The sequence below is a fragment of the uncultured Methylobacterium sp. genome, from assembly GCF_964251405.1.
Taxonomy (GTDB): Bacteria; Pseudomonadota; Alphaproteobacteria; order Rhizobiales; family Beijerinckiaceae; genus Methylobacterium.
The window spans coordinates 22,279-43,300 of record NZ_CAXUJR010000023.1 but is presented as its reverse complement, the minus strand read 5'-3'; the positions used below and the strand labels follow the sequence as shown (position 1 = coordinate 43,300).

Below are 21,022 nucleotides of genomic sequence, written 5' to 3'. Positions count from 1 at the left end.
GTGCCTCATCTTGATTGTCGCGCCGTCACCATCCTGATTGTCGCGCTACAGGTCGAGCGTCCAACCCCGAGATCAGCGGCGATCTCGCGGTGGGAACGGCCACTCGTCTGGGTGAGCCGGACCGCCTCCGCGCGAAACTCAGGGGTGAACTGCTTCTTGGGTTCTGCCATCGGAGACCTCCTCCTTCACGGAAAGAGCTCTCCACTTTTGCGAGGCAAGTCCAATGACGTCAGATCTCGAGCGGGTGGCCTGACCACTATGAAACAGGAGATAGCCACGCTTCGACGTGTCGGCAATGTACGTGCCGGTCGACCTGTCCTGAATTGCCACGCAAATGGCGATGGTTGTCTGGTGAGCGAAGGTCTCGCCCGGCTCGCCGCAAGGCTGCCTCGTGCGCGACGTAGTCTCAAGTGTGAACGCACCTTGCTGGCTTTGAAACTTTCCCGCGAAGCACGGCGTAGTTAACGCGTCGAGGGGAGTGCTCACTGAAATCTCAGGAGCCTCATATGCGCATTGTCGCGTCATTGGTCATCGCGCTTTGCGCACACGCAGCACCCGTTCTGGCGCAGGGAAAGCCCCAACCACGCCCCGCTCAGTCCGAGGTCCCCGGAGCAACGAGCGATGAGAAAGCCGCGGAGGTCAAACGTCTGATCGAAGTCGGTCAAGCCAGACAGCGGTCGGTGGACGAGCACAATACCCGCATCTGGAAACGCTGGGATTATGCGGTCTGCATCGGCTGCGGTCCGATGCCGAAAAAGTTCCGGATCGTCTATACGACGCCGGAACGCGTGTTGGCTGGCGTCCTTGCGGCTGACGATGATGATGCCCGTGGGAGGCGGATCGTCAGACGGTCTGATGAAGACAGCTCCTGGACCTCACTGCGGAGGTAGGGCCATTGCCTGCGAACGCTATCAGCCCCGCAGCCTCACGGCTCACGGGGCTTTTCGTGGACGCCACGTAGCGCCGGTATCATCTTCATCGAGCACAATGGCGAGGGGCGGGCGTGCAGCTGAGGAAGGCGTGAACCAATCCCGCTGGCGCGGGTTGCTCGTCACAATACCCTATTGGCTCCACTTCAGCCCCGCCCGGTTCGCCGGGGCGGGGCGCTTTCGTTGGTAGTGCCCAGAGACCCGTTTGGACCTTCACGTGCTCAAATGAGCTTCTCTGCCGTCCAGCCCAGAAATGCGATCCATCCCACTACGATGATCAGCACGGCGGCCAAGATGCACCATGCCAGCAAAGGAATGCGCCGTCTTCGAGCTGGGGGATTGCTCATCACGCGCACCGCTGACGTGCGAGCTTGGACTGGCAAGGCTGAAAGGCCCGTTCGGGGCTACGATAGAGCCCCTGTGCCCATGCAAAGGCTATAGCAGCAAGCCAGATCAACGGCCCAGGTTCTGGTTCGGGATCGACCCGGTCGTACCAAAGCGGGTCATTTTCTGGGTCAGTCATCATGTTCACCATCTCGCACCGCACATATCACGGCATTAACGAGTGGCTAACCAAGAAATATGCCTGGGCAGACCGATTGGCATCGGAGCTATTGGTCTGGACAGCCCCGGAGCCTCACGGCGCGCGAGGCTCTTTCGCCTCCTCATCTGCCACAGCCTCGACTGCAGCGATGGCGTTCTCAAGTTCTGAGATCCGCTTGAGTGTGCTGTCGGCCGGCAGGGTATCGGATTGAGCCGCTTCCATGATGAGGTCGCGTTGGCGCGCCTTGAGGCGGTCCAGGAGAGTGTCGAGATTGGTCATAACTGCGCTGTAGCGGCCGACGCTGACCTCGACAACAGCACTCCGGCGGGTATCCTCTCGGGCATGCGCCTTGCCCTTCTCTTCCTCACATACCTCATCGCCTGCGCATTCGTTTTCTACGAGGCCGTGCGGGCGCCTGAACTGTCTTGGCACGACTGACCGCGCCCCATTCGATGGCACCGTTCCTGCCTGAAGAGAGTTCTGCTTCCAGGAACAGCAGCGGCGGCCCAACCGATGTCCGATCCCTACCAAAGCGCCTATATTGTGAAGGCCGCTCTCGCGGATGAATCCATGCCGAGCGGATTTCTCACGCTGTTCTACGCCATCATCGCCGATGACGCTGAGAGTGGCCTGCAGTTGGTCAAGGGCGTCGTGAAGGAAGACGCTGTTGTCGAACTTACTGATGCCCGACTGTCGCAAGTCACGGCCCAAGCCATCGGGCTGGCGCCTGGGCTCGCGCGAGCCCTATAGAGCGAAACGCCGGCCTTGAGACTTTTTCGGTTTGTCGGGATCTAACAGCCGGCTTGCCCAAGTCCGGTCAGCGTCTTTTAGCGCCGCCTCCCATACCGCCGACGCCACGGATTGAGTTCGGCCACCATCCAAATGCCGATCCGGGCATAGGCTAGTCCGCGGCGGAAGAGGCGACGTAGGCCAGTCGGCTGTGAGTTGTCGTTCATCCGGCCTTCTGACGGATTGTAGTCGATTGACGCAAGCGTAACTGTTGCGGAGCGGTTCCGCCGGCTAGGCCGCCGTCTACCAAAGCCAGCCAACCAGCTCCCACGTCGAGCCTGCGATGATCGCGCACGATGCGATGGTGGTCGCTACTCCGAAGAAGACTGCCGCCACTGCCGACCATTCTTTCCAGGCATTTGCGTCTCGCTACGGAACAGACTCGTCCTGCAATTCGATCATCTCGTCGCCCTGAGCCTGTAGACCCAGGGACATCGGCAAGACGCGCGCCGGTGCGCGCAGTCCTGTGATGGGATAGCCGGCGATCGTAACAGTGGTTCGTAGGGGCTCACAGGCGGATGGAGGGCCAGGCTCGGACTCGAACCGAGCGCCTGAAGCCTTGCGCGGCTCCCGGGTGACCACTCCCCCACCGGCCCATGCGTCCTTCAAGAAGCCATGGGTTTTTCTGTTCCGAGTGAGATCTTGGCAGCGTTACCAGTGGCTTTCCGTGACATTCTTTATTTGATCTTTGCTCGGCCGCTCTCGCTGCCGTCTTCGCCTACCCCCGCTAGTTCTCCTGGCTCGCCTCGGCCATCGTCTTCCCGCCGTTCAGTTTCACGTCCCGGAATAGGTTTCCGCTCGCCGAGGTGCTGACCCTCGTGTCCGGGCCTGGCTTCGCGACATGGACCTGAACACTGCCATTAACATCGCCGCGAAACCCACCGCCTATCGGACCCTTGAGCGCCTTCTGAAGCATGGAGCGGCCCCCATCGGACCCTAGCCCTGGGATGGCTGAAGTCGACGAGTTGAAGTCGCGCATCGCCCTTTGTCGAGCCGCGAACCCTTCGCCGTCGGCCGTTTCACGCGGTCCGGCCTTTGCGGTACGACCCTCCCTTCCATCAAGCCACCGTCGTGCCGCGCCTGTCAGGCGGTCGCGACCGACGCTGGCACGCTGACCAGAGTACATTCCGCCGTTGATACCTTTCTGGCCATAATCGCCAGGAAAGCTCGCCCACTCGCGTGCCAGCGAAGTCCTGAAGTGGCTCATGAAATCGCCGCCCTGTCGGGCATGATTTCGTTGGGCCTCCTTGTAGCGTCTTTCGATTAGCGCGTTCGCCATACGGTCTTGTAGCGCTGGCGTGAACCTTTCATCGCGATCAATGCCCAACTGATCCACCAACCCCGGGCGCCCACGACTGCCGAACAGGGTGTTGCGCATGAATTGGTATTTCCCGATCGCTGACGAGCCGCGCATGCCGCGCTGGATTTGCTCAATCTCGCCCAGGGACTTGTCTGTCAGGGTGCCCTTAAGCTGATGCGCGAAGCTGTCATCGTAACCGCGCTTGGTGGTGCCCTCGGCCTTCGCAATTAGATCAAGCATCCCGCGATCGGTTGGTGCGCTCTCCGGAGCCTCGCCGCGCAACGCCCGTCCGACCTGCTCCCCAGGACCACCGGGGCGCGGGCTGATCCGAGGGATACCGCCCTGGCCGCCTCCACCGCCCTCAGGCAGGTAGATGCCGCCACCACGCCGCGCGAGCATGTTGCCTACGCGGCCCATGCTGCCGATGGCTCCACCGCCACCGCCGTATCCCGCCGTCTGGATACGGGCGCCTGGGAAAAGGCCGTTACCCTCCGCCGACATCTTGTCGACAGTAGCCTCTCCGGGCTTTTTCTCCGGCATTGCATCGCGCAAGCGGCGCAGTTCATCGGTAAGCTTGCCCATCTCTCGGCGAAGATCCTCGGCGCGCTTGGTTGCGATCGCACTGGCGGTGCCTCCCGCCGACATCGCATCGAAGTTCTGAAGCTGGCGCTGGATGCCGGTGATACGATCCTGCAGCGGTGCCTCGGCAAGCGCGCGCTGCCGCTGCTCGGGCGAGCGGTCTCGCAGCGCCTGAAGTTCGGCCTCGGCCTGCGACAGCCGCCCCTGAAGTTCGGCTGCCATTGGCGCGGCGGGCCTGCCCGTGATGGACCGGGTGAGATCAGCTTCCTTCTTGATGCTGTCGATCTTTTCCTGCGCAGCGACCTCGTCGTCGCCGACTTTGGGAGCGAGGCGGCGAGCGAGCGGACCGCGGGCGCCGTCGGCCCCGCGCAGAGCGTCCATGTACTTGCCCTCGTTGAGCGAGCGCAGGATGGTAGCGACCTCTTTGACAGCCTCAACTAACGCTTTAGCACCATCGGTGACGCCATTCAGGAACTCGCCCGCGTCCTTCCCAGCTTTCGTCCAATCAATCTCGCGTAGGGCCTCACCAATGGCGCGGACACTCTCACGAAGCTGGCCAGTCACATCCTGGCGCCCGCCGTCGACGAGACCCTGAATGCCCTTCACGAACTCAGACAGGTACGGCATCGCCTCGGTGGCGATGGCCGTGCCGAGCTTCTGCATCGTCGTGCTGAGCGCCGACATGGCCCGGTCGAAGTCCTCGGCGGCCTTGACCGTGCCCTCGCTGAGCGGCCCAAGCAGCTTGCGCTGCTTCTCGATGACGTCGCGCAGGCGTCCGAGGTGCTGGTCGCCGAGGCGTCCGATATCCGCGTTGCCGAAGATCTGCTGCGCGTAGGTCATGCGCCCGGCCGGGTCCTGGATGTGCTCCAGGCCTTCCAGCGCCTTCATCAGCGCTTCGCCGTTGTCCTTCGAATTCTTGAGGCTGTCGGCCAGCTGGTTGAAGTATGCCCGCCCCTCGGTCGTTTTGCCCTGCGTGCGCAGGAACTCCATGATCGGGCCGATGCCATCCTTGGCCAGCCGCATGTTCTGAGCGAAGTTCTTGATCGCGCCCGCGCTGGCGTCGGCCTCGATGCCGAATTTACCCATGACGCTCTGCAGGACGCGCAGGTTCTCGGCCGAGACGCCGGTCTCGCGGCCCAGGGTGGCGAGTGCGGACACCGAGCCGCCAAGCGAGCGCATCGCGCTGCCAACACCCGTCATCGCGGCCACGACACCGAGACCGGTGATGCCAATCGCGGCGAGCGCCGGGTTCAGCACCGTGCTGGCGGTCTGGCCGGCACTCTTCGCAGCGCTCTCGACGCGGTTCAGGCCCTTGGCGACGACCTCGCTGTGCGAGGCGCCATCCCTGGACATGCCCTGGAGCTGCGCCCGCAACGCCTTTAGAGGACTGGAAAACTTGTCGACCACCTCGGCGACGAGGCGAAGGGAGTCTTGCTCAGACATCGGTCAGGCTTCCCCTGGGTAGTTCGGGATCACATCGTCGGAAGCCAGCCGTCCGCCGGGCTCGTTCAAGACGTTCAGCGGCAGCCTCGCGCTGAACTTGCTCCAGGCATCCTCGTCGTGCGGCTCGCCGGCTCGGACTGCCAGCTTCTGCCAATCGGGCTCGGCGGCCGTCAGACCAAGGCTCTCCAGGATGTCGCCGCCTCCGCTCGCGAAGGGCTCGACACCACGTTCGGCTAGGAACCGTTCGCCGATCGTCGAGACGGCGACGCTGGTTGCCATGTCGACGTGATAGGCGGCCTGCATCGGGCAGCCGGCGTCGATCGCGGCTCCAGCCACATAGGGGGCGAGCTGGCGCAATACGGCCGAGAGTAGGTCGACCGCCATCTCGGCAGGATCAATCTGCGGTGCTGCGGCGCGCTTGGCCGGTCGGCGGTCCTTCACGAGGCGCTGTGCCCGCGTCGATCCCTTGTCTTCACCGGTTAAGCCGACCGTGTTGCGGTTAAGCCAGTTAAGAGCCTCATCGCGATTTAACTTCCCGTCCGCGCGTACAGGCATGCCGGCCTTCACGTATTGCGAGACGCGAGGGCGAGTAACGCCGAGCTCGTCGGCAAGTGCAGCCTTAGTCGTAATGGTCATGGACCGCCTCGCGCCGAACAGGTGTTAAGTGGTTTTGCGAACCCATCCCTAGCGAGGTGTCGAACTCGTGCGGACCCTTGGAAGGTGGGCACCCATTCCAAGGACCCATCAGGATCGATTTCACGATGGGGATGCTCGCGATCATCATCCCGCGCTCACGACCACCGGTTCGCGACGGGCTTCTCGGCCCGGTGGTGTTCGCCCTGGTCAGCGTAGCGCGGCAGGTTGACGGTACTCGACAGCTTCGGGAGAGATGTCGGGTAGCAGGAGACCTTTGCGGGAACAGTGCGGTAGAAGGTCTGCCGCTCCCGCTCTCGCGTCCGATCAATCATACCGTCATTCCGGTATGGATGCGGGTTCTGTGTCGCGTTGCCGTTCTCGTCGACGTAGGCTGTGAACGGCTCCTCGTAAGCCGGTTCGCCCTCGCCAGGACGGTGTCGGTGCGCTGCATCGGGGCCGGCCACGCCTGCCTCGCGCGCCAGCCGCTCGGCCTCGATCCACTCAGCAAGGAAGGCCGCGATCGTCTCGGCGGGCTTGGTGTAGCCCTCACCGACCTTCGCCAGCACGGCCGCCACCGCAGCTTCCGCCTGCGCCCTGAGATCGCCCTTGGCTTCTTCCACCTCGCGGGCCTCGATGGCCTGCAGCTCGGCGCCGAGCTCTTCCTGCCGAGCCTCGCACCGGGCCACGATCCTACGCAGCCGGGCCATGTCGGTCTCGTGCCGCTCGTGCGCCCCGTCGTCTCCGGACAGGAGGATGGCTCTCGTTTGACTGTTGAGCCGCAGGCCCTCGGCGATGGCGTCCTGAGCCTCCTGCTCGGAAGCGGCGATGTCCGACCGAACATGGTCGCTCGTGCGGATCGGCATGGCATTGTCGGAGTTGCGGCGAGGGACCAGGCGGGAGAGGGATGCGGTCATCGTGGGCCTTCTGGATTTGAGGATGCAGCCACTTCAGCCTTGACCGATGATCACACCGCCGGGGGACGAAGGCTGAATTCCCGTTATCCGGCAGGCTGCGATGCCGTCTGAGGTACCCCCGGGGAGCTTAGTGGCGCCGACGTGCGGCGCGTGCGGCGCGGGATCGTTCGAAGTGCGCGTCGAGGTCGGCAGCGGACATCTCGGTTTTCGGCGGCCCGCCTCGCATCTGATCGAGCGCGGCTGGACTGAAGGTCTTGGTGATCTCAGGGTCGCAGCCGCTGGACGACGATCGTGACGAGCTCGGCGGACTGGACGAGCCGGAAGGCTTTGGACCGCTTTGCCGCTCGAACTCCGTGAGGGTGGCGGCGCTCATCAGCACCATGCCACCGCCCTCGGCAGCCCGCTCGCGCAGCGCCGGGTAGGCAGCGAAAACGTGCGGGTGCGTACCTTCGCTGATGTAGGTGCCTTCGACCTTCGCCCTGCTCCGTTGGAGCTGCGCCGTCTGGGTCGTGCTCATGCTGCGTTCCTCATGGCGATCGTGTCGAGCGGCGGCAGGCTCACACCATCGGCCTCCAGCTTCTCGCGCAGAGCCCGGCGCAGGTACTCGGCGGTCGAGGTCCGGTGCTGGCGGGCAGCAGCGTTGATCGCGTCGGCGATGCCCCGCTCGGTCCGGAAGCGGACCATCTCGGGGAAGGTCATGGAACGGGTGACGGTCTGCACAGCGGGCTCCTCCGCAGGGCTCGGGGTGCTCTGACCGTGCCTGACAAAGGGAGCGAGAGGCTACACAGGTTCGTGGAGTGTGTGGGTTTTGTGCGAAATGGGTCGATAGGTCAGAAGAGACAAACCACCTTCACCAATTAGCAATCGCCTCAGCCCAAGCTGATCTGGTGATAGCCAGTTTCAATGTTCCACGGATCATCGCAGCGGCTTTTGCGCTAGCTGGTGCGATCCTGATGATGACTGAACCGACCCCATCCTGGGGAGGGGTCGCGACAGGCCTGTTTTGCCTACTGATGTTCAGTGGGTTCTCGCTCGCCGCGGGATGGAAGCCGAGCCCCCGCCCGAAGCAGAAGGGCTATAAGAAGAAGGGCTACAAGCTGAAGCCCGGCGTCCCAGTGTCCATTGAGGTGCAGGAAAACCTGCCATCGCATCTTCCCGAACTCGGCACCCACCTGAAGCGCCCGAGATGGCGGGGCAGATACCAGGTCAGATAGACCGGGACGATCTTCGTCCTAACATCAGCCCAGCGCGGTCGAAGTAGTCCGCGACGCGTCGCTCAGATCGGCTGCCTGTCAGGTAGGCGCTCAGTGCATCGACATCGGCGTCGAGCCACATCAGGAGTGCCGGGTGCGAGACAGCCCAACGCCCGCCAACCCGACGACCAACCCCTTCTGCCTCACACCACCGTCGGATCGTCTCGGTGCTGCGACCGGCGATGCCGGCGGCCTGTTGCAGGGTCAGGGCCTCACGGCGGTCATATGGGATGAGGCAGCGGGGCACCTCAGTCATGGCCGGGCCTCACCTGACCGAGCGGCAGTCGGCAACGTTGAGAGACTTCGCAAGTTGACGATTCTCACACGGCCGAACTGGCCAGAATAATCATGGCCAGGCGGTTCAGGAGAACGCCCATGGCCACGTCCAAGCAACGAGCCGAACTCGCCCAAATCGCCCTCGACGCATACCTGCATGCCGAGGGAGCAAGCCGCAGATGGGGCAGTGCCCCTCCACCCGGTGAGGTCGTCGATCTCATGACCGATCTGCTGCTGCTCGCGAAGGAGCGCGGCCATGACCCCTGCTCGGTGATCAGCAAGGTCGAACAGCACCTGAAGGTTAAGACCGGAGAGCTGTGCTGAGGTGACGTGGCGGCTTCTTTGAAGGGACCCCGCGGGAACGATTATCTCCACCCCACAAGGTGTGCAGCGCTTCACCTCCACCACCCCCCACACCCCTATAGGGTGGTGGTGGGGGTGGAGATTGCGGGGATGCTTCTCCACCTTCTCCACCCCACCTTTTGAGGTGGTGGAGAGCTTCAATCGGTGGCCCATTCGCCGACCTCCACAAACTTCCGAGGCCGACCTTTTTCGTCCTTTCCCTCCGCGACACAGAAGGCGCCGTTCTCAATCCAGATGCGGAGCAAGCCTTTCAGCTTTGCCTTGTCGCTCTGATTATCGATGTTGAGCTTGAGAGCTCTTGCGATGGGCTGTCCAACCCAGTCGCGGGCTTGAGGGTCCTGGCGCCAGGATCCAGTATTTACTTCGCCCTGTGCGGCGCGCAGGTCCGAAGGTGTCACCCCATCAAACGGATCGGGGATCGTCCACGAGGTCACCACCGCAACGTTGTCGCCGTTGCCCAGCATGACCGACGCGAGCCGGTGCCAGGTCGCCTTGTCCGGCGGTGGCGCTAGGTTCGCCTTTCCGTTGTCGATGCGGAAGTGGAGGCGCGGGGCCTCGACGCCCCATTTTGCGGCCTCTTCTGGGGTCATGGAGTTCAGCACGCGTCCGGAGCGAGCAGCCGACAGAAGGGCTACGGCGCCGCGCCCATCCTCCATCGTCACCTCGGCGCCACCGGTCTTTCGAGCATGGTGCACGAGGTCGATGGCGCTGTTCGTCTCGTCCGCGATCCCGCTCCAGAGCTTTGCCACCCGGTCGATGGCGTTGTTGTCGTTCTCCGTCACCCGGTGCGAGGACACGAACGGGTCGATCATCACCACGTCGATGCTGTTCGCCTGGATGGTGTGTAGCAGGGCCTCCCGGACGGGCGCGCTGATGACGATGCCGGTCCTGGTCTGCTCGGCCACGACGATCTCGGTGGTTCTGCCGGAGTCGAGGAACAGCGAGCCCTCTATGTCCTGAGGCGTCAGACCGTAGTGCTGCGCCGCCGCCATCACCCGGCGTTGCAGCTCCTGAAGGGGGTCCTCCCCATTCCAGAGCCAGACCCGTGCCCGCTCGGCCGGCTGGATGCCTAGGAGGGGCTTGCCGCTGGCCATCGCCAGGGCCTCCACGATTCCCAGCGAGGACTTGCCGACGCCACCCGGCGCAACCGTGACGCTCAGGAACTGGCGAACGTAGTGGTGCCCGTAAACCCATTGGCGCGGCGGGATCAGGAACGGGCTGATCCAGAGGAACGGCGTCGCTGCGATCGAGGCTTCCGGCGCCTGGTCCGGATCGGTCTTCACCTCATCAGGCGTCCAGAGCGACGCGGCGCGGGCGATGTCCACCAGCTCGCTCGGATCGTTGCCGGCACCGAGCCAGTCGGACACGTCCCCCTTGGTCAGCAGGCCGGGCAGCTCGACCACGCGTACCTCGTCCGCGATGCCGTAGAGGTTGCGAGCGACCTCGCTGGCGTGATTGCGGCCTGCCTCGTCGTTGTCGGCCAGGACATAGACGGCTTTGCCCTCGAACCATTGGTTCAGGTCAGCGGTCCATTTTCCGGCCCCTTCTGAGTTCGTCGTGGCGACAAACCCAAGGGATGTGAGCGCGTCGGCGTCCTTCTCTCCCTCGACCACGAAAACCGTGTCGTGAACGGCGCCAAGCATCTCGGGCAGGCGATAGGGGATCTTCGGTCCGGCCGGCTTCCTCCAACTCCAGCGTTGGCCATCCCAATGCGATTGGGGGAAGCCCTTTGGCTCCCTCCGCTGAACCCGCAGGTACGGCGTGCCGTCGGCTTGGCGATAGACGTACTCAGCGGCGACGCGTGGGCGCACAGCTTGCGCGGCAGCCGGCCTCGCCTCCGGCTTCCATTCGGGCAGATTGACCCGTTCCCGAACGTGGTCCTTGCAGCGGATCGGATCGTCACCTGCGAAGGAGTTGACGACGAAGCCATCAGGCGCTGCTGGGTCGATCAGGATCGACATCGAGCGGTCCTTGCGGCCGTGCCCTGGCCCAGGGGCCGAGACGCGATTGCCAGAGGCTTCACCGCCAAGTGCCTGAGCCACCGCTCTTGGGTCGAGGTGGGAAGGCGCGGTGCTCACGGACGCGCCTTGATGGAGTGCCCTGCGAGCCGCCGGAGCGTCGCGTCGCAATGGGTCAAGAGCCAAGCGTAGTACTGGCGAGCCGACGCCTCGATGACGTCCGTGTCGGTACCCTCTGGTGCGAAACCGATGGCCCGGCCGATGCCGCCACTGACGTGTTTGACGGCGACGAAGGCGCGATAGCCTTGCGGAACCAGTTCGGTGATGCCGCAGCAGATTTCAGCCTCGGCCAACTCCTCGCGAGAGGCGAGGCGCAGCCGGTAGGAGCGATAGGGGCGGCGGAGAAAGAACCGACGATCGGCCTCGATGACGAGGTCGATAGCGGGCTGGAGCGCTAGGATGCGGACACTGGCTGCTTGGGGGGACTCACCCATGGCGAGCCTCCCGCGGGCCGAGCCCCGCGAGCTCGGCGACGAGCGCAGCGGTTGAGGGAGAAAGTCCGAAGCGGATGGCTAGGTAGAGATCTTGCCGGGGCAATTGATCTGGCGCATATCTCTCGGCGCTGACTTGCCGGAAAGCATTCGAAAGACCCGCCGTCGCCCCGCTGCGATGAGCGGGTTTTCTCATGGCTCAAACACCCCCTTCCGGGGAGAGCGTGGGCTGGTCCAGCAGTCGTTCGAACGGTGCCACCGGCACCTTCAGCAGCCTCCCAATCTTGATTGTCGGAATCTCGCCGCGCTTGGCGGCCTCGTAGGCGCCATTGCGGCTGATCCCCAGCCAAGTGGCCGCCTCTTCGATGCTAATCGTCCTCGCGCCTGTCCGCTCCGAACTCACCGGTTTCATACCAAACTCCTTTTTTGAAATGATATATGCCGTTACGAAAATGGACGGCACGTGCGGGCTTGTCAATGACCGTAACGACGATCTACGATACGAAAATGCCATCCAGGAGAATGACGGTGATGCGAAAAGCCGAAACGGTACGTCGTGGGCGCCCTGCTAAACCTGATGCAGTGCGGCTGCGTCGCCCTGTGGCCGTTCGGCTCCGCGACGAACTTCGCGCTGATCTTGAAATATCAGCGGGAAGGCACGGCAGATCTGTTTCTGAAGAGATAGAGGCCCGTCTAGAGGCGTCGCTTGCGGTTCAAAATCATACTAAGCAAGAATGGGGGAGTGACATTTTCACAATTGCACGGTCACTGGCCGCAAGTGCCGCGCAAATTGAAAATTCTTATGGATCTGCTTGGTACGAGAATGATGAGGCGGTAGAAGTTTTTAAATTAACTGCTTTTGAGACGGTCGAAAATTTCAAAGTCTTCGTTAGGAATGAACTCGACGAATGGGCGTCGATCGGCAAAAGAGCTTCTGTCTCTCCTGCTGGGAAGTCTCGCGAAGAAGCTGCTAAAATATTTGCCGCACGGGATATGCGCATTCTACCTCGCCTGAAGCCAACCAAAGATTTCATAGAAGGCGGTGACTTATGAAAGGCCACATCCGCGAGCGCTCGCCCGGCCGCTGGGCCATTATCCTCGACATTCCCGATCCGGAGACAGGCAAGCGCAAGCGGAAGTGGCACTCGTTCGCCGGCACGAAGCGCGAGGCGCAGAAGGAATCGGCGCGGCTCATCACGCAGCTTCAGGGCGGCGACTACGTCGAGCCTGGCAAGGAGACGGTTGGCAAGTTCCTCGACCGGTGGCTCGACCACATGCGTTCGCAGGTCTCCCCACGTAGCCACGAGCGCTACAGCGAGCTCGCCAAAAAGAACCTTGCTCCGCTTCTGGGCGGCGTCGTGCTCACGCAGCTGCGGCCTGAGCAGATCTCGGCGGCTTATGCGAAGGCGTTGGTCAGCGGGCGCCGCGACGGCACAGGCGGCCTGGCGCCCCGCACCGTCCACCACATGCACCGCATCTTGAGGCAGGCGCTCGGCCAGGCCGTGAAGTGGCGGATCCTCGTTCGCAACCCCGCCGACGTCGTGGGCGCTCCGAAGGTCGAGCGGCAGAAGATGCACGCGCTCGATGCGCACGAGACCGCACTGCTGCTGGCGCACTTCCGACCGACACGCATGTTCATTCCGATCCTGCTGGCTGCTCTCTGCGGATTGCGTCGTGGCGAGGTGACGGCGCTGCGCTGGCGATCTGTCGACTTCGCCGGTGCGCAGCTCGCGATCGTCGAGAGCACGGAACAGACCCATAAGGGCACCCGGGCGAAGGAGACCAAGAGCGGCCGATCGCGCCGAGTCGCCCTCCCCTCGATCGTGGCCGAGGAGCTGCGTCTGCACCGCCTCCGGCAGGCCGAGGAGCTTCTGCGGCTCGGGATACGCCTCGCGGACGACACCCACGTTTTCGCCCAGGCTGACGGTCTGCCCATCCAGCCGAACAGCCTCACCCACGAGTTCACCCGGATCCTGGCGCTGTCGACCGCCCTGCCCCGTGTGCGCTTCCACGATCTCAGGCACAGCCACGCGACACAGCTTCTCGCGAGTGGTATCCACCCGAAGATCGCTCAGGAGCGATTGGGGCACTCCAGCATCGCGATCACGCTGGACCTCTACTCCCACGTCCTTCCAGGAATGCAGGAAGACGCGGCTGCCAAGGTTGACGCTGCCATGCGAGCAGCCATAGACAAGGCCGCCGGATGAAATGGTAGCAAATCGGTAGCAACGGGCGGTTGCCCGTAGCTCGGGCAGAAGCAAATAACCAAGCTTCTGCAAAGGTTTGGAAGGGTGGCCGAGTGGTTTAAGGCAGCGGTCTTGAAAACCGCCGTGGGGGCAACTCCACCGTGGGTTCGAATCCCACCCCTTCCGCCAGAACGGCTTGATCCCGAAGAGGAATCCCGGATCGGCCGTTTCGGCGGCCCGCCGACAATTCACCGCCGACGAGATCCGTCCTGTTCGCTAGCCAAGGCCGCATCGCGCGAACTCGGCGTTCGGTATGCCGATCCGTGAGCCGTTCGGCTGGTGGATCGCCCTAGCCCTGACCCTCTCGCTCCCCGGCAGGCCACCACCATCGGGTATGGGGGATAGCCGAGCGCACGCGCATCATCGCAGCACCCTAGCGCTACAAGTTTAAAGCATTGTACGCCTGTCACGCTGTAAAGCTTCTCAACTGTAGCGCTACGGCGCTCTTCAAGCGTAGCGCTGTGGCGCTTTACGACTGTGACGCTTTCATGCTCTAGCACGACAATACCCCTGCGGATCGGATGGCCATGCGAACCTTGACCCTCGTCACCCAGAAGGGCGGCACCGGCAAGACGACCCTCGCGGCTTCTCTCGCCGTCGCCGCGGCCGAGAGTGGCGAACGGGTGATCGCCCTCGATCTCGATCCGCAGGGCTCCCTGGCGGCCTGGGGTGACATGCGGGACGCCGACTCCCCTGCCGTCGATCGCCTCGGGCCGGACCGGCTCGGCGACCTCACGGCGATCCTGGCGGCGCTCGAGACGCAGGGTTTCACGCTGGCCATCCTCGACACGGCCGGCGTCGCCTCGACGGGAGGCAACCTCGCGATGCAGGCCGCGACTCTGGCCCTGATCCCGGCCAGGCCGTCCCGCCTCGATCTCCAGGCGACGATGCCGACCATCGAGACACTGATGCGGTTCGGGATGCGCGATCGTTTCGCGTTCGTCCTGAACCAATGCCCCGCTGGCCGCAGCTCGCGCGGAATCGAGGCCGCCAACGGCCTCGGCATGTTCGGCGTGCTGGCGAAACCGGCACTGACCCAGCGGGCGGACCATCAGGATGCGCTCGCGGCAGGGCAAGGCGTCACGGAATTCGCCCGTGGCGGAAAGGCCGCCGAGGAAGTGCGGGCGCTGTGGGCCTGGACGGACCGCAAGATGAAGGGGACCAAGACGTGAGCAAGCGACCCTCGATCATTGGCGGTCTCAACCTGCAGGGAACTCCGTCGTCGCAGGGTGTGGCCGGTTCCGTACCCGAGCCGCCGGATGCACCCAAGGCCCCGGCTCAGCGTGCGCGCCCCGAGGTGGTCCATACCTCCCTCTACCTGCCGCGGGAGGTCCACCGACGATTGCGAGAGATCGCGTTCGCGCGTGACGTGAAGGTGCACGACGTCATCATGGAAGGGATTGACGCAGCCCTGCTCAAGCACGGGCATCCCTCCGTCGAGGCCTTGAAGGCGGGCCGGCGTCAGAAGACCTAGCGAGGTGCGTCGCGCCGAACCGCGCGGCGCGAGGAAGGCGGAGAGCCTGTCACGGAAGCAGTCGACAGCGTGGACTTCGCGCTGGTGCTCCGGCTCCGGTCTGAACGACGCCGATACCCCGTCGCCGATTTGCCCTTGGGAAGCCGGCGATGCGTGCATTGCTGGCGCCGGACGGTGACCGCGTAACGCTGTCCCGTTACAGCCTGTAAGCATGACAGCATGTTAGCGTTAGAGCGTTACAGCGCTACGACATGAAAGCGCTGCCTTTGAGGTCTCTGGGGCGGATCGTCGAGCGCGGGCCGCCCTCCCCTGCCGGGCGGCGCGATCGCACGTCTCCCGAGCTTGGGCCGCCCCGAGGGATGCCCCGCCCTCAAGCCACCCTGTTTCGCCGGATCGACCGCAGGATCGCGCCAGCTTCCGCCGCCCGCACGGGTGCCCCGATCCAGGGGCCGTCGCCGGCGGTGCAGCCCATCGCGAAGAGGCGATCGCGATCGGCCGCGGTCATGATCCCCGACGCGGTCACCTCGAGGCCGAGACGGCGGGCGAGGCGCACTGCCGCTTCGAGGATCGCTTCGTCATGCATGCGGGCGAGGCCGTCGCGCTGGAAGGCCGCGTCGAGGCCGAGGGCGTCGAAATGGTGCCCACGCAACGATTGCAACGAGGCGCCCGCAGCGCCGAAATCTCCCAGCGCGACGCGCACGCCCCCCGCTCGCAGGCTCTCGATGAGGCTCGCGACGCCGGGTCCGCCCTTCACCAGCATCGTCTCGGAGATCTCGATCTCGATCATGCCGGGGCGCAGGCCATGCGCGGCGATGCGGCCCGTCAGCATCTCGGCGAAGCCCGCCGGGCGCAGCGGAGCGGCCGCTCGTGCGATCGAGACATGGCCGACATCGAAGCCGGCATGCATCCAGGACGCCGCCTGGGCCAAAGCCGTCTCCAGGACCCGAAGGCCGAGGCGATGGGCCAGAGCCGGATCCTCGCGGGCCCCCAGCATTCCGGCATCCTCGGCGAGCCGGCCGTCGGCGCCGGGCCAGGACGGGAGGGCTACGAACCCGCAGGGGCGCCCATCGGCCAGGCGGCGGCGGGGCGCGTAGCGTAGGTCGAGGGTCCCGCCGTCGAGGGCCGCCCTGAGGCGGGCATTGGCCTGCTGGCGGCGCTCGGCCACCTGCATCATGGTCGGCACGTAGGTGCGGAACGTGTTTCGTCCCGCTGCCTTGGCGGCGTAGAGGGCGGTATCGGCCCTGGCGAACAGGCTGCCCTGCTCCGCGTCGGCGCGAAAGGCGATGCCCACCGATGCGCCGAGCTGAAACACGTGCTCCGCGTCCTCGATCGGCCGGCCCAGGATCGCGACGATCCGGCCCGCCACCTCCTCGGCCGCGGGCCGGTCGGTCGTCATGAGCACGGCGAACTCGTCGCCGCCGATCCGTGCGACGAGGTCGGTCCCGGCACACAGGCCGAGCAGTCGCGAGGCCATCTCGCGCAGGCATCGATCGCCGGCCGGATGCCCGTACGTGTCGTTGACCTGCTTGAACCCGTCGAGGTCGACGAGGAGAAGAGCGCCGCCGCGACCCGGCTCGGGGCCCGCCTCGTCCCATTGTGCGAGCCGGGCCTGGAAGCGCGCGCGGTTGGCGAGCCCGGTCAAGGCGTCGAACTCGGCAAGGTAGCGGGTCCGGTCCGCCAGGATCTTCTCCTCGGTGATGTCCTGCTTCATCCCGAAGATGCGTACGGCCGCCCCGGCTTCGCGCTCGACGGTGGCGGTGAGTCGGATCCAGCGCCGGTTGCCCTTGCGGGTGACGATCTCGGCATCGAGGGTGAAGCCGCCCCCCTCGCGGATCGCCCGGCTGCGGACGTCGTCGAGGACGGTTCGCGATGCCGGCGTGTAGCAGGCCAGCGTCGCGGCCCGGTCGGGGACGGAGCCACGCGGCAGGTCGAAGATGTCGTAGACGACGTCGGTCCAGGTCAGGTGCTCGCCGTCGAGAGCGCATTCCCAGACCCCGATGCGGGCCGCCTCCGATGCCCGCGCGAAAATCTTGCGGGCATGGGCGAGGGAGCCCGCCTGCACCGCGAGGGCTTCGTTCAGGCGCCGCAGCTCGGGACTATCGGAAGGATGCACCGCACCCGACGGTCCTTGCGCGGTCTCCGACCCGGGATCGTCGCGCATCGTCGAGGGTGTCCGTCATCGTCTCGCATGACCGAAGTCTCGCATGAACCCAAGTCTCGCATGAACCAGGTTTCGCGTGACCATATCTTGCGGGACCGAGTGTGGACCGACGTGGTTAAACAACCGTCACGGCGCCGGCCGTCCGGTGGCGGTGCCCCATCCACGCATGTCGAGCTCGGGATGTGGTAACCGCACCCCCTCCGGCCCGAGCAGCCCTGCCAGAATGTCCGCCAGGATTCCCACCATGACGATGAAGACGACCTTCGTGGTCCAGACCTTCGTGCTCAAGCGCAAGCGCCTGGTTCCGGGCGACCGCGAGGTTTCGCCGACCGAGAGCGGAGCCCTCAAGAAGGCTCAGGCCATGGCCGGCCGCATGCCCGGTACGGCGGCGCTCAAGGTGGTGGCCGACGACGAGACCGGAGAGCTCGAAGGCGTCACGATCCTGGGGCAGTTCGGCGAGGTGCCGGAGGATTTCGCCGAGAGTCTGGGCGGCTGAAGAAGAAAGCCCGCCGCGGCAGATGCCGGGCGGGCGGTCCTTAGGGTGCCGATCAGGTCAGGCCATCAGCAATCGTCGCCTTTCTTGCCGACAGATTGGTCTGCGCCGGCCTTGTTCATGGCGCCCACCGTTCCGGGAGACGCAGGCTGCTGCCCACCGGCTAGGTTCTTGCTGGCGGGGTCTTCGTTGCCCTTTCCGGCCGTGGTGCCGGCGCCCTGCTTGTCGCCGAGGCCCTGGTTGGCGCCGACGTTGTTCATGGCGCCGACGGTGCCGGGCGACGCAGGCTGCTGCCCGCCAGCCAGGTTCTTGCTGCCCTTGTCGGCACTCGAACTCTTGTCATTCGAAGTTTGCTGCTCCGGGCTCGTTCCCTTCGTGGAGCCGGTGTTGCAGGGCGCCGCGAGGGACGTCCCCGCCGTCAGCGCGAGGATGGCGGCGGCACTGGCAATCATTGAAAGTTTCACGGGGCGTTCCTCCAAGGTTGTTACCGAGAAGTATAATTCTGCCCGTGAACGACCGGTTCCGGGACAAAGCGGCAATCGCGCCGTCTGGTCCGCTGGCCGCTCTCGACTGAGGCCGTCGGCTCAGCGGGACGAGGATTGTCGCAAGACGAGGATCCTGGATCGGTCCCACGTGCGCGAAGGAGGGACGGCTCGTCCATGCGAGCCGCTGCCATGCTCCCGCGATCGGAATCACACCAGCCGTCGAGGCAGCGTCATCGCGACGGAACCGCCGGTGGGATCGAGCGATGCCACACGAGGCCCGCGCACCTCGTCGTTGGCCTGCTCCCAAGCCTCCAGCACCCTGTTCGCGGCCGCCACGACCGCGTCCGGCGACGAGGCGATCTCGGGCCTGATCCCCTCGACGAGGCGCGTCAGCAGGATCTGCGCCTTTGCGGGATGGATGAAGGCCGCCGCCTGGGTCGTGAAGGCGGAATAGACGTTCTCCGCGATGGTGCGGGCCGCATGGTCCGCATCGGGTGTTTCCTGCATGGATGTCTCCCGTCTTCGCGCTGGAAGCGCGGCCCGTTGCGGGCGTTCGCACCGAGGTCCACACGCGGGACCCTGACCTTACACTCCCGAACCGGCCGGCGGCAGGCCCTGCTCTGGTGTGGGAACGACATCGAGGCCTGGGGCATCGTCGGGACCGGTCGCGCCGAGGCGGCGCAGCAGCGCCTCATAGGTCGCCGCAGCCGGCGAATGCGGCTGGAGTTCGTTGGTCCTGTCCAGGACCTGGCGGACATCCTCGACGAACAGGCGCTTGGCCTCGCGCCCACCGGGGACCGTGTCGAACAACCGGGTGATCGCAAGTTCGTAGAGGTTGACGAGGAGCCCGAGCTTTTGCGTGTCGTCGGACATCGGGATGCTGCTCCGTTCTTCTGGTCCCTGAAACCGAGGTCCATCATCGGGATCCTCGCCTTACGCGAAGGCGGAGGCGCGAACAAAAAGCCCGCGCATCCGCAGGGTCAGCCGGGGAACATGAACTGCGCTGGGATCCGCCTCAGGACGGGGATCGCATGCCGCCGACGCGACCGCATCGAGGAGAAATCTCGACACGTCGATGATGGCAGGCCCCGCGAAGCGCACATTCACCCAGGTGAACAGGCACCGGGGTCAACAGATCGTCGTGGCCGAGCCATGCCGTCACAGCGCAAGCTCTTGGTCGGCGGAAGGTCTTGGTCGGCGGAAGGTCTTGGTCAGCGAAAGGTCTTCGGGCGTCGCCGCATCATCCGCCCTCCCCGATCGGGATACTCGAACCCGTATCCGGAACGTCCATCGGGTATTCAAGTTGGCATAACAATCAACATGACAACCAACAGGAGGACGCGATGCGAGAGCCGATCAAGCCGGGCGACAAGGACGTTCCCAATGCGGGCTCGACGAAGGAAGGTGGAGCCCTCGGCAATATCGACGAACTGACCGGGCATCCCGGCAAGGGAACGTCGGGTCCCACGCTGAAGAAGTCGGAGAACCCCGATCCCTCGAAGGGCGTCCAACCCGGAAAGCCGGGAGAAGGCGAGGTCTGAGGCCGCCGAAACCGGCGAGCCGAGGGCCGGATGATCTGGATCTCACCCGAGCGACGAAAGGTGGGTCCTGAGGCCCGCCACGGCGTCCCGCGAGACCAGAAGGACGATCTCTCGACCGTCGGGCGCGACGAAGCGCACGACGATCGCTTCCATGGCCTCGAAGACCGACACTGACAGCGCCACGGGTCGCAGGCTGTCGGGCACAGGCTGACTCCGTCGGGCGCCTCGCGATCCTGATGTCGAACCTTGACATATGATCGTGAGCAATTGGGTTGCCCGTACTCTTGCGCTGACGAGCCGGTCCGGAACGACTGCATCGTGGCGCGAGCTGATCCGTGAGGCCGTGGAATGATCGTGCGCATTTGTGATAGGGACGACCGAACCAATTCCCTTTCAGCGCGTTCCCAGCCCCCGACGAGGAGAACACACGACATGAAAGCGCTTGTTGCGATGGCGGCCGTAGGTCTCGGCTTGATGGGCGCGATGGCCCCGGCCACGGCCCAACGGGGCGGCCCCGATTACGGATATGGCGAGCGCGATTATGGGTCCAGAGACCGTGATTACGGGTCTCGAGATCGCGGCGGGTCCAGGGACCGTGACTACGGGTTCGACGAGCGCGAGTACCTGCGCTGCAATCCCGATGTCCGCCGCGCCGTCAACAACGGCCAGATGGAATCCGGCTCGGTCCATTATCGCACCTTCGGCCGGCGCGAGCGTCGGCGCCTGAGCTGCTGACGAACGGCCGGCATCGAGGACGTCTGACGCGATTCTCACGCAGGAACCTCCTTGTCGATGGCCGAGAGCGCGAGGGAACCCTGACGTGTGTGCTCAGCCGGAAAGGTGTCCGTGGTGCCGGCGATTGATAAGAGCCCGCCCGGTCGAAGGACCGGGCGGGCTTTTTCGTGCCTCCGTGGCGTCGAAGGCCAGGTTGTCGACGCGTTCCTGCGCGTACAGGCACCGATCCCCTGGATCGATGGTTGTCAGGTCATGATCCGTCTCATCGCTGTTGCCGGCCTCTGTGCCAGCCTCTTCGCTCTTCCCGCCTTCGCCGCCGAGGCGGTCGGGCCGCCTGGCCTGCCGGCTTCCGCGTTTCCGAAGCCCGACCGGCCCGTGGCGGAGATCATCACGCCGCTCTGGGCGGCGGAGG

25 protein-coding genes and 2 tRNA genes are annotated in these 21,022 nt (G+C 64.9%); 11 read left to right on the top strand and 16 right to left on the bottom strand.

The window, feature by feature from the left end; translation table 11 throughout:
- Nucleotides 1-5: 5 nt before the first annotated feature.
- The gene (locus tag ACFE7U_RS06690; protein WP_375408953.1) at nucleotides 6-170 is read right to left on the bottom strand and encodes a transposase; all 165 of its coding nucleotides are present in this window, start codon (nucleotides 168-170) and stop codon (nucleotides 6-8) included.
- Between the two features lie 336 nt (nucleotides 171-506).
- Between ACFE7U_RS06690 and ACFE7U_RS06685 the strand changes: the two genes are divergently transcribed.
- Nucleotides 507-890: a hypothetical protein gene (locus tag ACFE7U_RS06685; protein WP_375408952.1), complete on the top strand. Its 384-nt coding sequence runs from the start codon at nucleotides 507-509 to the stop codon at nucleotides 888-890.
- Between the two features lie 676 nt (nucleotides 891-1,566).
- Here the strand turns inward: ACFE7U_RS06685 and ACFE7U_RS06680 are convergent.
- Nucleotides 1,567-1,905: a hypothetical protein gene (locus ACFE7U_RS06680; protein ID WP_375408951.1), complete on the bottom strand. Its 339-nt coding sequence runs from the start codon at nucleotides 1,903-1,905 to the stop codon at nucleotides 1,567-1,569.
- A gap of 81 nt (nucleotides 1,906-1,986) precedes the next feature.
- Here ACFE7U_RS06680 and ACFE7U_RS06675 point away from each other — a divergent pair, with 81 nt between their 5' ends.
- On the top strand, nucleotides 1,987-2,223 hold the full coding sequence (locus ACFE7U_RS06675; RefSeq protein WP_375408950.1) for a hypothetical protein: 237 nt from the start codon (nucleotides 1,987-1,989) through the stop codon (nucleotides 2,221-2,223).
- 558 nt (nucleotides 2,224-2,781) lie between these two features.
- Here the strand turns inward: ACFE7U_RS06675 and ACFE7U_RS06670 are convergent.
- From ACFE7U_RS06670 to ACFE7U_RS06645, 6 genes are all read right to left on the bottom strand, one after another.
- Nucleotides 2,782-2,858, bottom strand: a tRNA-Ala gene (locus ACFE7U_RS06670).
- Nucleotides 2,859-2,989: 131 nt separating this feature from the next.
- The gene (locus ACFE7U_RS06665) at nucleotides 2,990-5,584 is read right to left on the bottom strand and encodes a hypothetical protein (protein ID WP_375408949.1); all 2,595 of its coding nucleotides are present in this window, start codon (nucleotides 5,582-5,584) and stop codon (nucleotides 2,990-2,992) included.
- 3 nt (nucleotides 5,585-5,587) lie between these two features.
- On the bottom strand, nucleotides 5,588-6,220 hold the full coding sequence (locus ACFE7U_RS06660) for a hypothetical protein (protein ID WP_375408948.1): 633 nt from the start codon (nucleotides 6,218-6,220) through the stop codon (nucleotides 5,588-5,590).
- A gap of 155 nt (nucleotides 6,221-6,375) precedes the next feature.
- Nucleotides 6,376-7,134 carry a hypothetical protein gene (locus ACFE7U_RS06655; RefSeq protein ID WP_375408947.1) on the bottom strand — a complete coding sequence of 253 codons (759 nt, stop codon included), beginning with the start codon at nucleotides 7,132-7,134 and terminating at the stop codon, nucleotides 6,376-6,378.
- A 127-nt stretch (nucleotides 7,135-7,261) separates the two neighbouring features.
- Complete coding sequence (locus tag ACFE7U_RS06650) at nucleotides 7,262-7,651, bottom strand: hypothetical protein (protein ID WP_375408946.1); 390 nt, start codon at nucleotides 7,649-7,651, stop codon at nucleotides 7,262-7,264.
- On the bottom strand, nucleotides 7,648-7,854 hold the full coding sequence (locus ACFE7U_RS06645) for a hypothetical protein (RefSeq protein WP_375408945.1): 207 nt from the start codon (nucleotides 7,852-7,854) through the stop codon (nucleotides 7,648-7,650). Before ACFE7U_RS06645 ends, ACFE7U_RS06650 begins: the two co-directional genes overlap by 4 nt.
- Nucleotides 7,855-8,762: 908 nt before the next feature.
- Between ACFE7U_RS06645 and ACFE7U_RS06640 the strand changes: the two genes are divergently transcribed.
- The gene (locus ACFE7U_RS06640) at nucleotides 8,763-8,987 is read left to right on the top strand and encodes a hypothetical protein (protein ID WP_375408944.1); all 225 of its coding nucleotides are present in this window, start codon (nucleotides 8,763-8,765) and stop codon (nucleotides 8,985-8,987) included.
- Between the two features lie 176 nt (nucleotides 8,988-9,163).
- Here ACFE7U_RS06640 and ACFE7U_RS06635 read toward each other — a convergent pair whose 3' ends face one another.
- The 3 genes from ACFE7U_RS06635 to ACFE7U_RS06625 form a co-directional block, all read right to left on the bottom strand.
- A complete protein-coding gene (locus tag ACFE7U_RS06635; RefSeq protein WP_375408943.1) occupies nucleotides 9,164-10,987 on the bottom strand; it encodes an AAA family ATPase in 1,824 nt (607 codons plus the stop codon).
- Nucleotides 10,988-11,100: 113 nt separating this feature from the next.
- Nucleotides 11,101-11,478: a hypothetical protein gene (locus ACFE7U_RS06630; RefSeq protein ID WP_375408942.1), complete on the bottom strand. Its 378-nt coding sequence runs from the start codon at nucleotides 11,476-11,478 to the stop codon at nucleotides 11,101-11,103.
- 196 nt (nucleotides 11,479-11,674) lie between these two features.
- Nucleotides 11,675-11,887 (bottom strand): helix-turn-helix domain-containing protein, encoded by a 213-nt coding sequence (locus ACFE7U_RS06625; RefSeq protein ID WP_375408941.1) that lies wholly within the window; start codon nucleotides 11,885-11,887, stop codon nucleotides 11,675-11,677.
- Between the two features lie 119 nt (nucleotides 11,888-12,006).
- Here ACFE7U_RS06625 and ACFE7U_RS06620 point away from each other — a divergent pair, with 119 nt between their 5' ends.
- The 5 genes from ACFE7U_RS06620 to ACFE7U_RS06600 all read left to right on the top strand — a co-directional run bounded on the left by ACFE7U_RS06620 (nucleotide 12,007) and on the right by ACFE7U_RS06600 (nucleotide 15,195).
- Nucleotides 12,007-12,528: a hypothetical protein gene (locus ACFE7U_RS06620; protein ID WP_375408940.1), complete on the top strand. Its 522-nt coding sequence runs from the start codon at nucleotides 12,007-12,009 to the stop codon at nucleotides 12,526-12,528.
- Nucleotides 12,525-13,682, top strand: coding sequence for a tyrosine-type recombinase/integrase (locus ACFE7U_RS06615; protein ID WP_375408939.1), 1,158 nt, complete (start codon nucleotides 12,525-12,527; stop codon nucleotides 13,680-13,682). The genes ACFE7U_RS06620 and ACFE7U_RS06615 overlap by 4 nt, the downstream gene beginning before the upstream one ends.
- 78 nt (nucleotides 13,683-13,760) lie before the next feature.
- Nucleotides 13,761-13,850: transfer RNA gene (locus ACFE7U_RS06610), tRNA-Ser, on the top strand.
- Nucleotides 13,851-14,248: 398 nt separating this feature from the next.
- Nucleotides 14,249-14,893, top strand: coding sequence for an AAA family ATPase (locus ACFE7U_RS06605; protein WP_375408938.1), 645 nt, complete (start codon nucleotides 14,249-14,251; stop codon nucleotides 14,891-14,893).
- Entirely contained in the window at nucleotides 14,890-15,195 is a 306-nt protein-coding gene (locus ACFE7U_RS06600; protein WP_375408937.1) for a hypothetical protein, read from the top strand. The genes ACFE7U_RS06605 and ACFE7U_RS06600 overlap by 4 nt, the downstream gene beginning before the upstream one ends.
- Nucleotides 15,196-15,565: 370 nt before the next feature.
- Here ACFE7U_RS06600 and ACFE7U_RS06595 read toward each other — a convergent pair whose 3' ends face one another.
- A complete protein-coding gene (locus ACFE7U_RS06595) occupies nucleotides 15,566-17,356 on the bottom strand; it encodes a putative bifunctional diguanylate cyclase/phosphodiesterase (RefSeq protein ID WP_375408936.1) in 1,791 nt (596 codons plus the stop codon).
- 244 nt (nucleotides 17,357-17,600) lie between these two features.
- On the opposite strand from ACFE7U_RS06595, the gene ACFE7U_RS06590 reads away from it, so the two are divergent.
- Entirely contained in the window at nucleotides 17,601-17,852 is a 252-nt protein-coding gene (locus ACFE7U_RS06590) for a hypothetical protein (RefSeq protein WP_375408935.1), read from the top strand.
- A 65-nt stretch (nucleotides 17,853-17,917) separates the two neighbouring features.
- Here ACFE7U_RS06590 and ACFE7U_RS06585 read toward each other — a convergent pair whose 3' ends face one another.
- From ACFE7U_RS06585 to ACFE7U_RS06575, 3 genes are all read right to left on the bottom strand, one after another.
- Complete coding sequence (locus ACFE7U_RS06585) at nucleotides 17,918-18,313, bottom strand: exopolysaccharide production protein YjbE (RefSeq protein WP_375408934.1); 396 nt, start codon at nucleotides 18,311-18,313, stop codon at nucleotides 17,918-17,920.
- Between the two features lie 228 nt (nucleotides 18,314-18,541).
- Nucleotides 18,542-18,841, bottom strand: coding sequence for a hypothetical protein (locus ACFE7U_RS06580; RefSeq protein ID WP_375408933.1), 300 nt, complete (start codon nucleotides 18,839-18,841; stop codon nucleotides 18,542-18,544).
- Between the two features lie 78 nt (nucleotides 18,842-18,919).
- Nucleotides 18,920-19,207, bottom strand: coding sequence for a hypothetical protein (locus tag ACFE7U_RS06575; RefSeq protein WP_375408932.1), 288 nt, complete (start codon nucleotides 19,205-19,207; stop codon nucleotides 18,920-18,922).
- Between the two features lie 470 nt (nucleotides 19,208-19,677).
- On the opposite strand from ACFE7U_RS06575, the gene ACFE7U_RS06570 reads away from it, so the two are divergent.
- Nucleotides 19,678-19,875 carry a hypothetical protein gene (locus ACFE7U_RS06570; protein ID WP_375408931.1) on the top strand — a complete coding sequence of 66 codons (198 nt, stop codon included), beginning with the start codon at nucleotides 19,678-19,680 and terminating at the stop codon, nucleotides 19,873-19,875.
- A gap of 42 nt (nucleotides 19,876-19,917) precedes the next feature.
- Here the strand turns inward: ACFE7U_RS06570 and ACFE7U_RS06565 are convergent, their stop codons facing one another.
- Nucleotides 19,918-20,079, bottom strand: a complete 162-nt coding sequence (locus ACFE7U_RS06565) for a hypothetical protein (RefSeq protein WP_375408930.1) — start codon at nucleotides 20,077-20,079, stop codon at nucleotides 19,918-19,920.
- Between the two features lie 228 nt (nucleotides 20,080-20,307).
- On the opposite strand from ACFE7U_RS06565, the gene ACFE7U_RS06560 reads away from it, so the two are divergent.
- Nucleotides 20,308-20,610, top strand: a complete 303-nt coding sequence (locus ACFE7U_RS06560) for a hypothetical protein (protein ID WP_375408929.1) — start codon at nucleotides 20,308-20,310, stop codon at nucleotides 20,608-20,610.
- Nucleotides 20,611-21,022: the final 412 nt, after the last annotated feature.

Excerpts from the sequence above, each read along its gene's own strand:
- ACFE7U_RS06685 (WP_375408952.1), top strand. The coding sequence starts at position 507 with ATGCGCATTGTCGCGTCATTGGTCATCGCGCTTTGCGCACACGCAGCA.
- ACFE7U_RS06590 (WP_375408935.1), top strand. The coding sequence starts at position 17,601 with ATGACGATGAAGACGACCTTCGTGGTCCAGACCTTCGTGCTCAAGCGC.
- ACFE7U_RS06675 (WP_375408950.1), top strand. The coding sequence starts at position 1,987 with ATGTCCGATCCCTACCAAAGCGCCTATATTGTGAAGGCCGCTCTCGCG.
- ACFE7U_RS06595 (WP_375408936.1), bottom strand. The coding sequence starts at position 17,356 with ATGCGCGACGATCCCGGGTCGGAGACCGCGCAAGGACCGTCGGGTGCG.
- ACFE7U_RS06640 (WP_375408944.1), top strand. The coding sequence starts at position 8,763 with ATGGCCACGTCCAAGCAACGAGCCGAACTCGCCCAAATCGCCCTCGAC.
- ACFE7U_RS06570 (WP_375408931.1), top strand. The coding sequence starts at position 19,678 with ATGCGAGAGCCGATCAAGCCGGGCGACAAGGACGTTCCCAATGCGGGC.
- ACFE7U_RS06665 (WP_375408949.1), bottom strand. The coding sequence starts at position 5,584 with ATGTCTGAGCAAGACTCCCTTCGCCTCGTCGCCGAGGTGGTCGACAAG.
- ACFE7U_RS06620 (WP_375408940.1), top strand. The coding sequence starts at position 12,007 with ATGCGAAAAGCCGAAACGGTACGTCGTGGGCGCCCTGCTAAACCTGAT.
- ACFE7U_RS06575 (WP_375408932.1), bottom strand. The coding sequence starts at position 19,207 with ATGTCCGACGACACGCAAAAGCTCGGGCTCCTCGTCAACCTCTACGAA.
- ACFE7U_RS06635 (WP_375408943.1), bottom strand. The coding sequence starts at position 10,987 with ATGTCGATCCTGATCGACCCAGCAGCGCCTGATGGCTTCGTCGTCAAC.
- ACFE7U_RS06660 (WP_375408948.1), bottom strand. The coding sequence starts at position 6,220 with ATGACCATTACGACTAAGGCTGCACTTGCCGACGAGCTCGGCGTTACT.
- ACFE7U_RS06655 (WP_375408947.1), bottom strand. The coding sequence starts at position 7,134 with ATGACCGCATCCCTCTCCCGCCTGGTCCCTCGCCGCAACTCCGACAAT.
- ACFE7U_RS06630 (WP_375408942.1), bottom strand. The coding sequence starts at position 11,478 with ATGGGTGAGTCCCCCCAAGCAGCCAGTGTCCGCATCCTAGCGCTCCAG.
- ACFE7U_RS06690 (WP_375408953.1), bottom strand. The coding sequence starts at position 170 with ATGGCAGAACCCAAGAAGCAGTTCACCCCTGAGTTTCGCGCGGAGGCG.
- ACFE7U_RS06650 (WP_375408946.1), bottom strand. The coding sequence starts at position 7,651 with ATGAGCACGACCCAGACGGCGCAGCTCCAACGGAGCAGGGCGAAGGTC.
- ACFE7U_RS06615 (WP_375408939.1), top strand. The coding sequence starts at position 12,525 with ATGAAAGGCCACATCCGCGAGCGCTCGCCCGGCCGCTGGGCCATTATC.
- ACFE7U_RS06560 (WP_375408929.1), top strand. The coding sequence starts at position 20,308 with ATGAAAGCGCTTGTTGCGATGGCGGCCGTAGGTCTCGGCTTGATGGGC.
- ACFE7U_RS06605 (WP_375408938.1), top strand. The coding sequence starts at position 14,249 with ATGCGAACCTTGACCCTCGTCACCCAGAAGGGCGGCACCGGCAAGACG.
- ACFE7U_RS06625 (WP_375408941.1), bottom strand. The coding sequence starts at position 11,887 with ATGAAACCGGTGAGTTCGGAGCGGACAGGCGCGAGGACGATTAGCATC.
- ACFE7U_RS06580 (WP_375408933.1), bottom strand. The coding sequence starts at position 18,841 with ATGCAGGAAACACCCGATGCGGACCATGCGGCCCGCACCATCGCGGAG.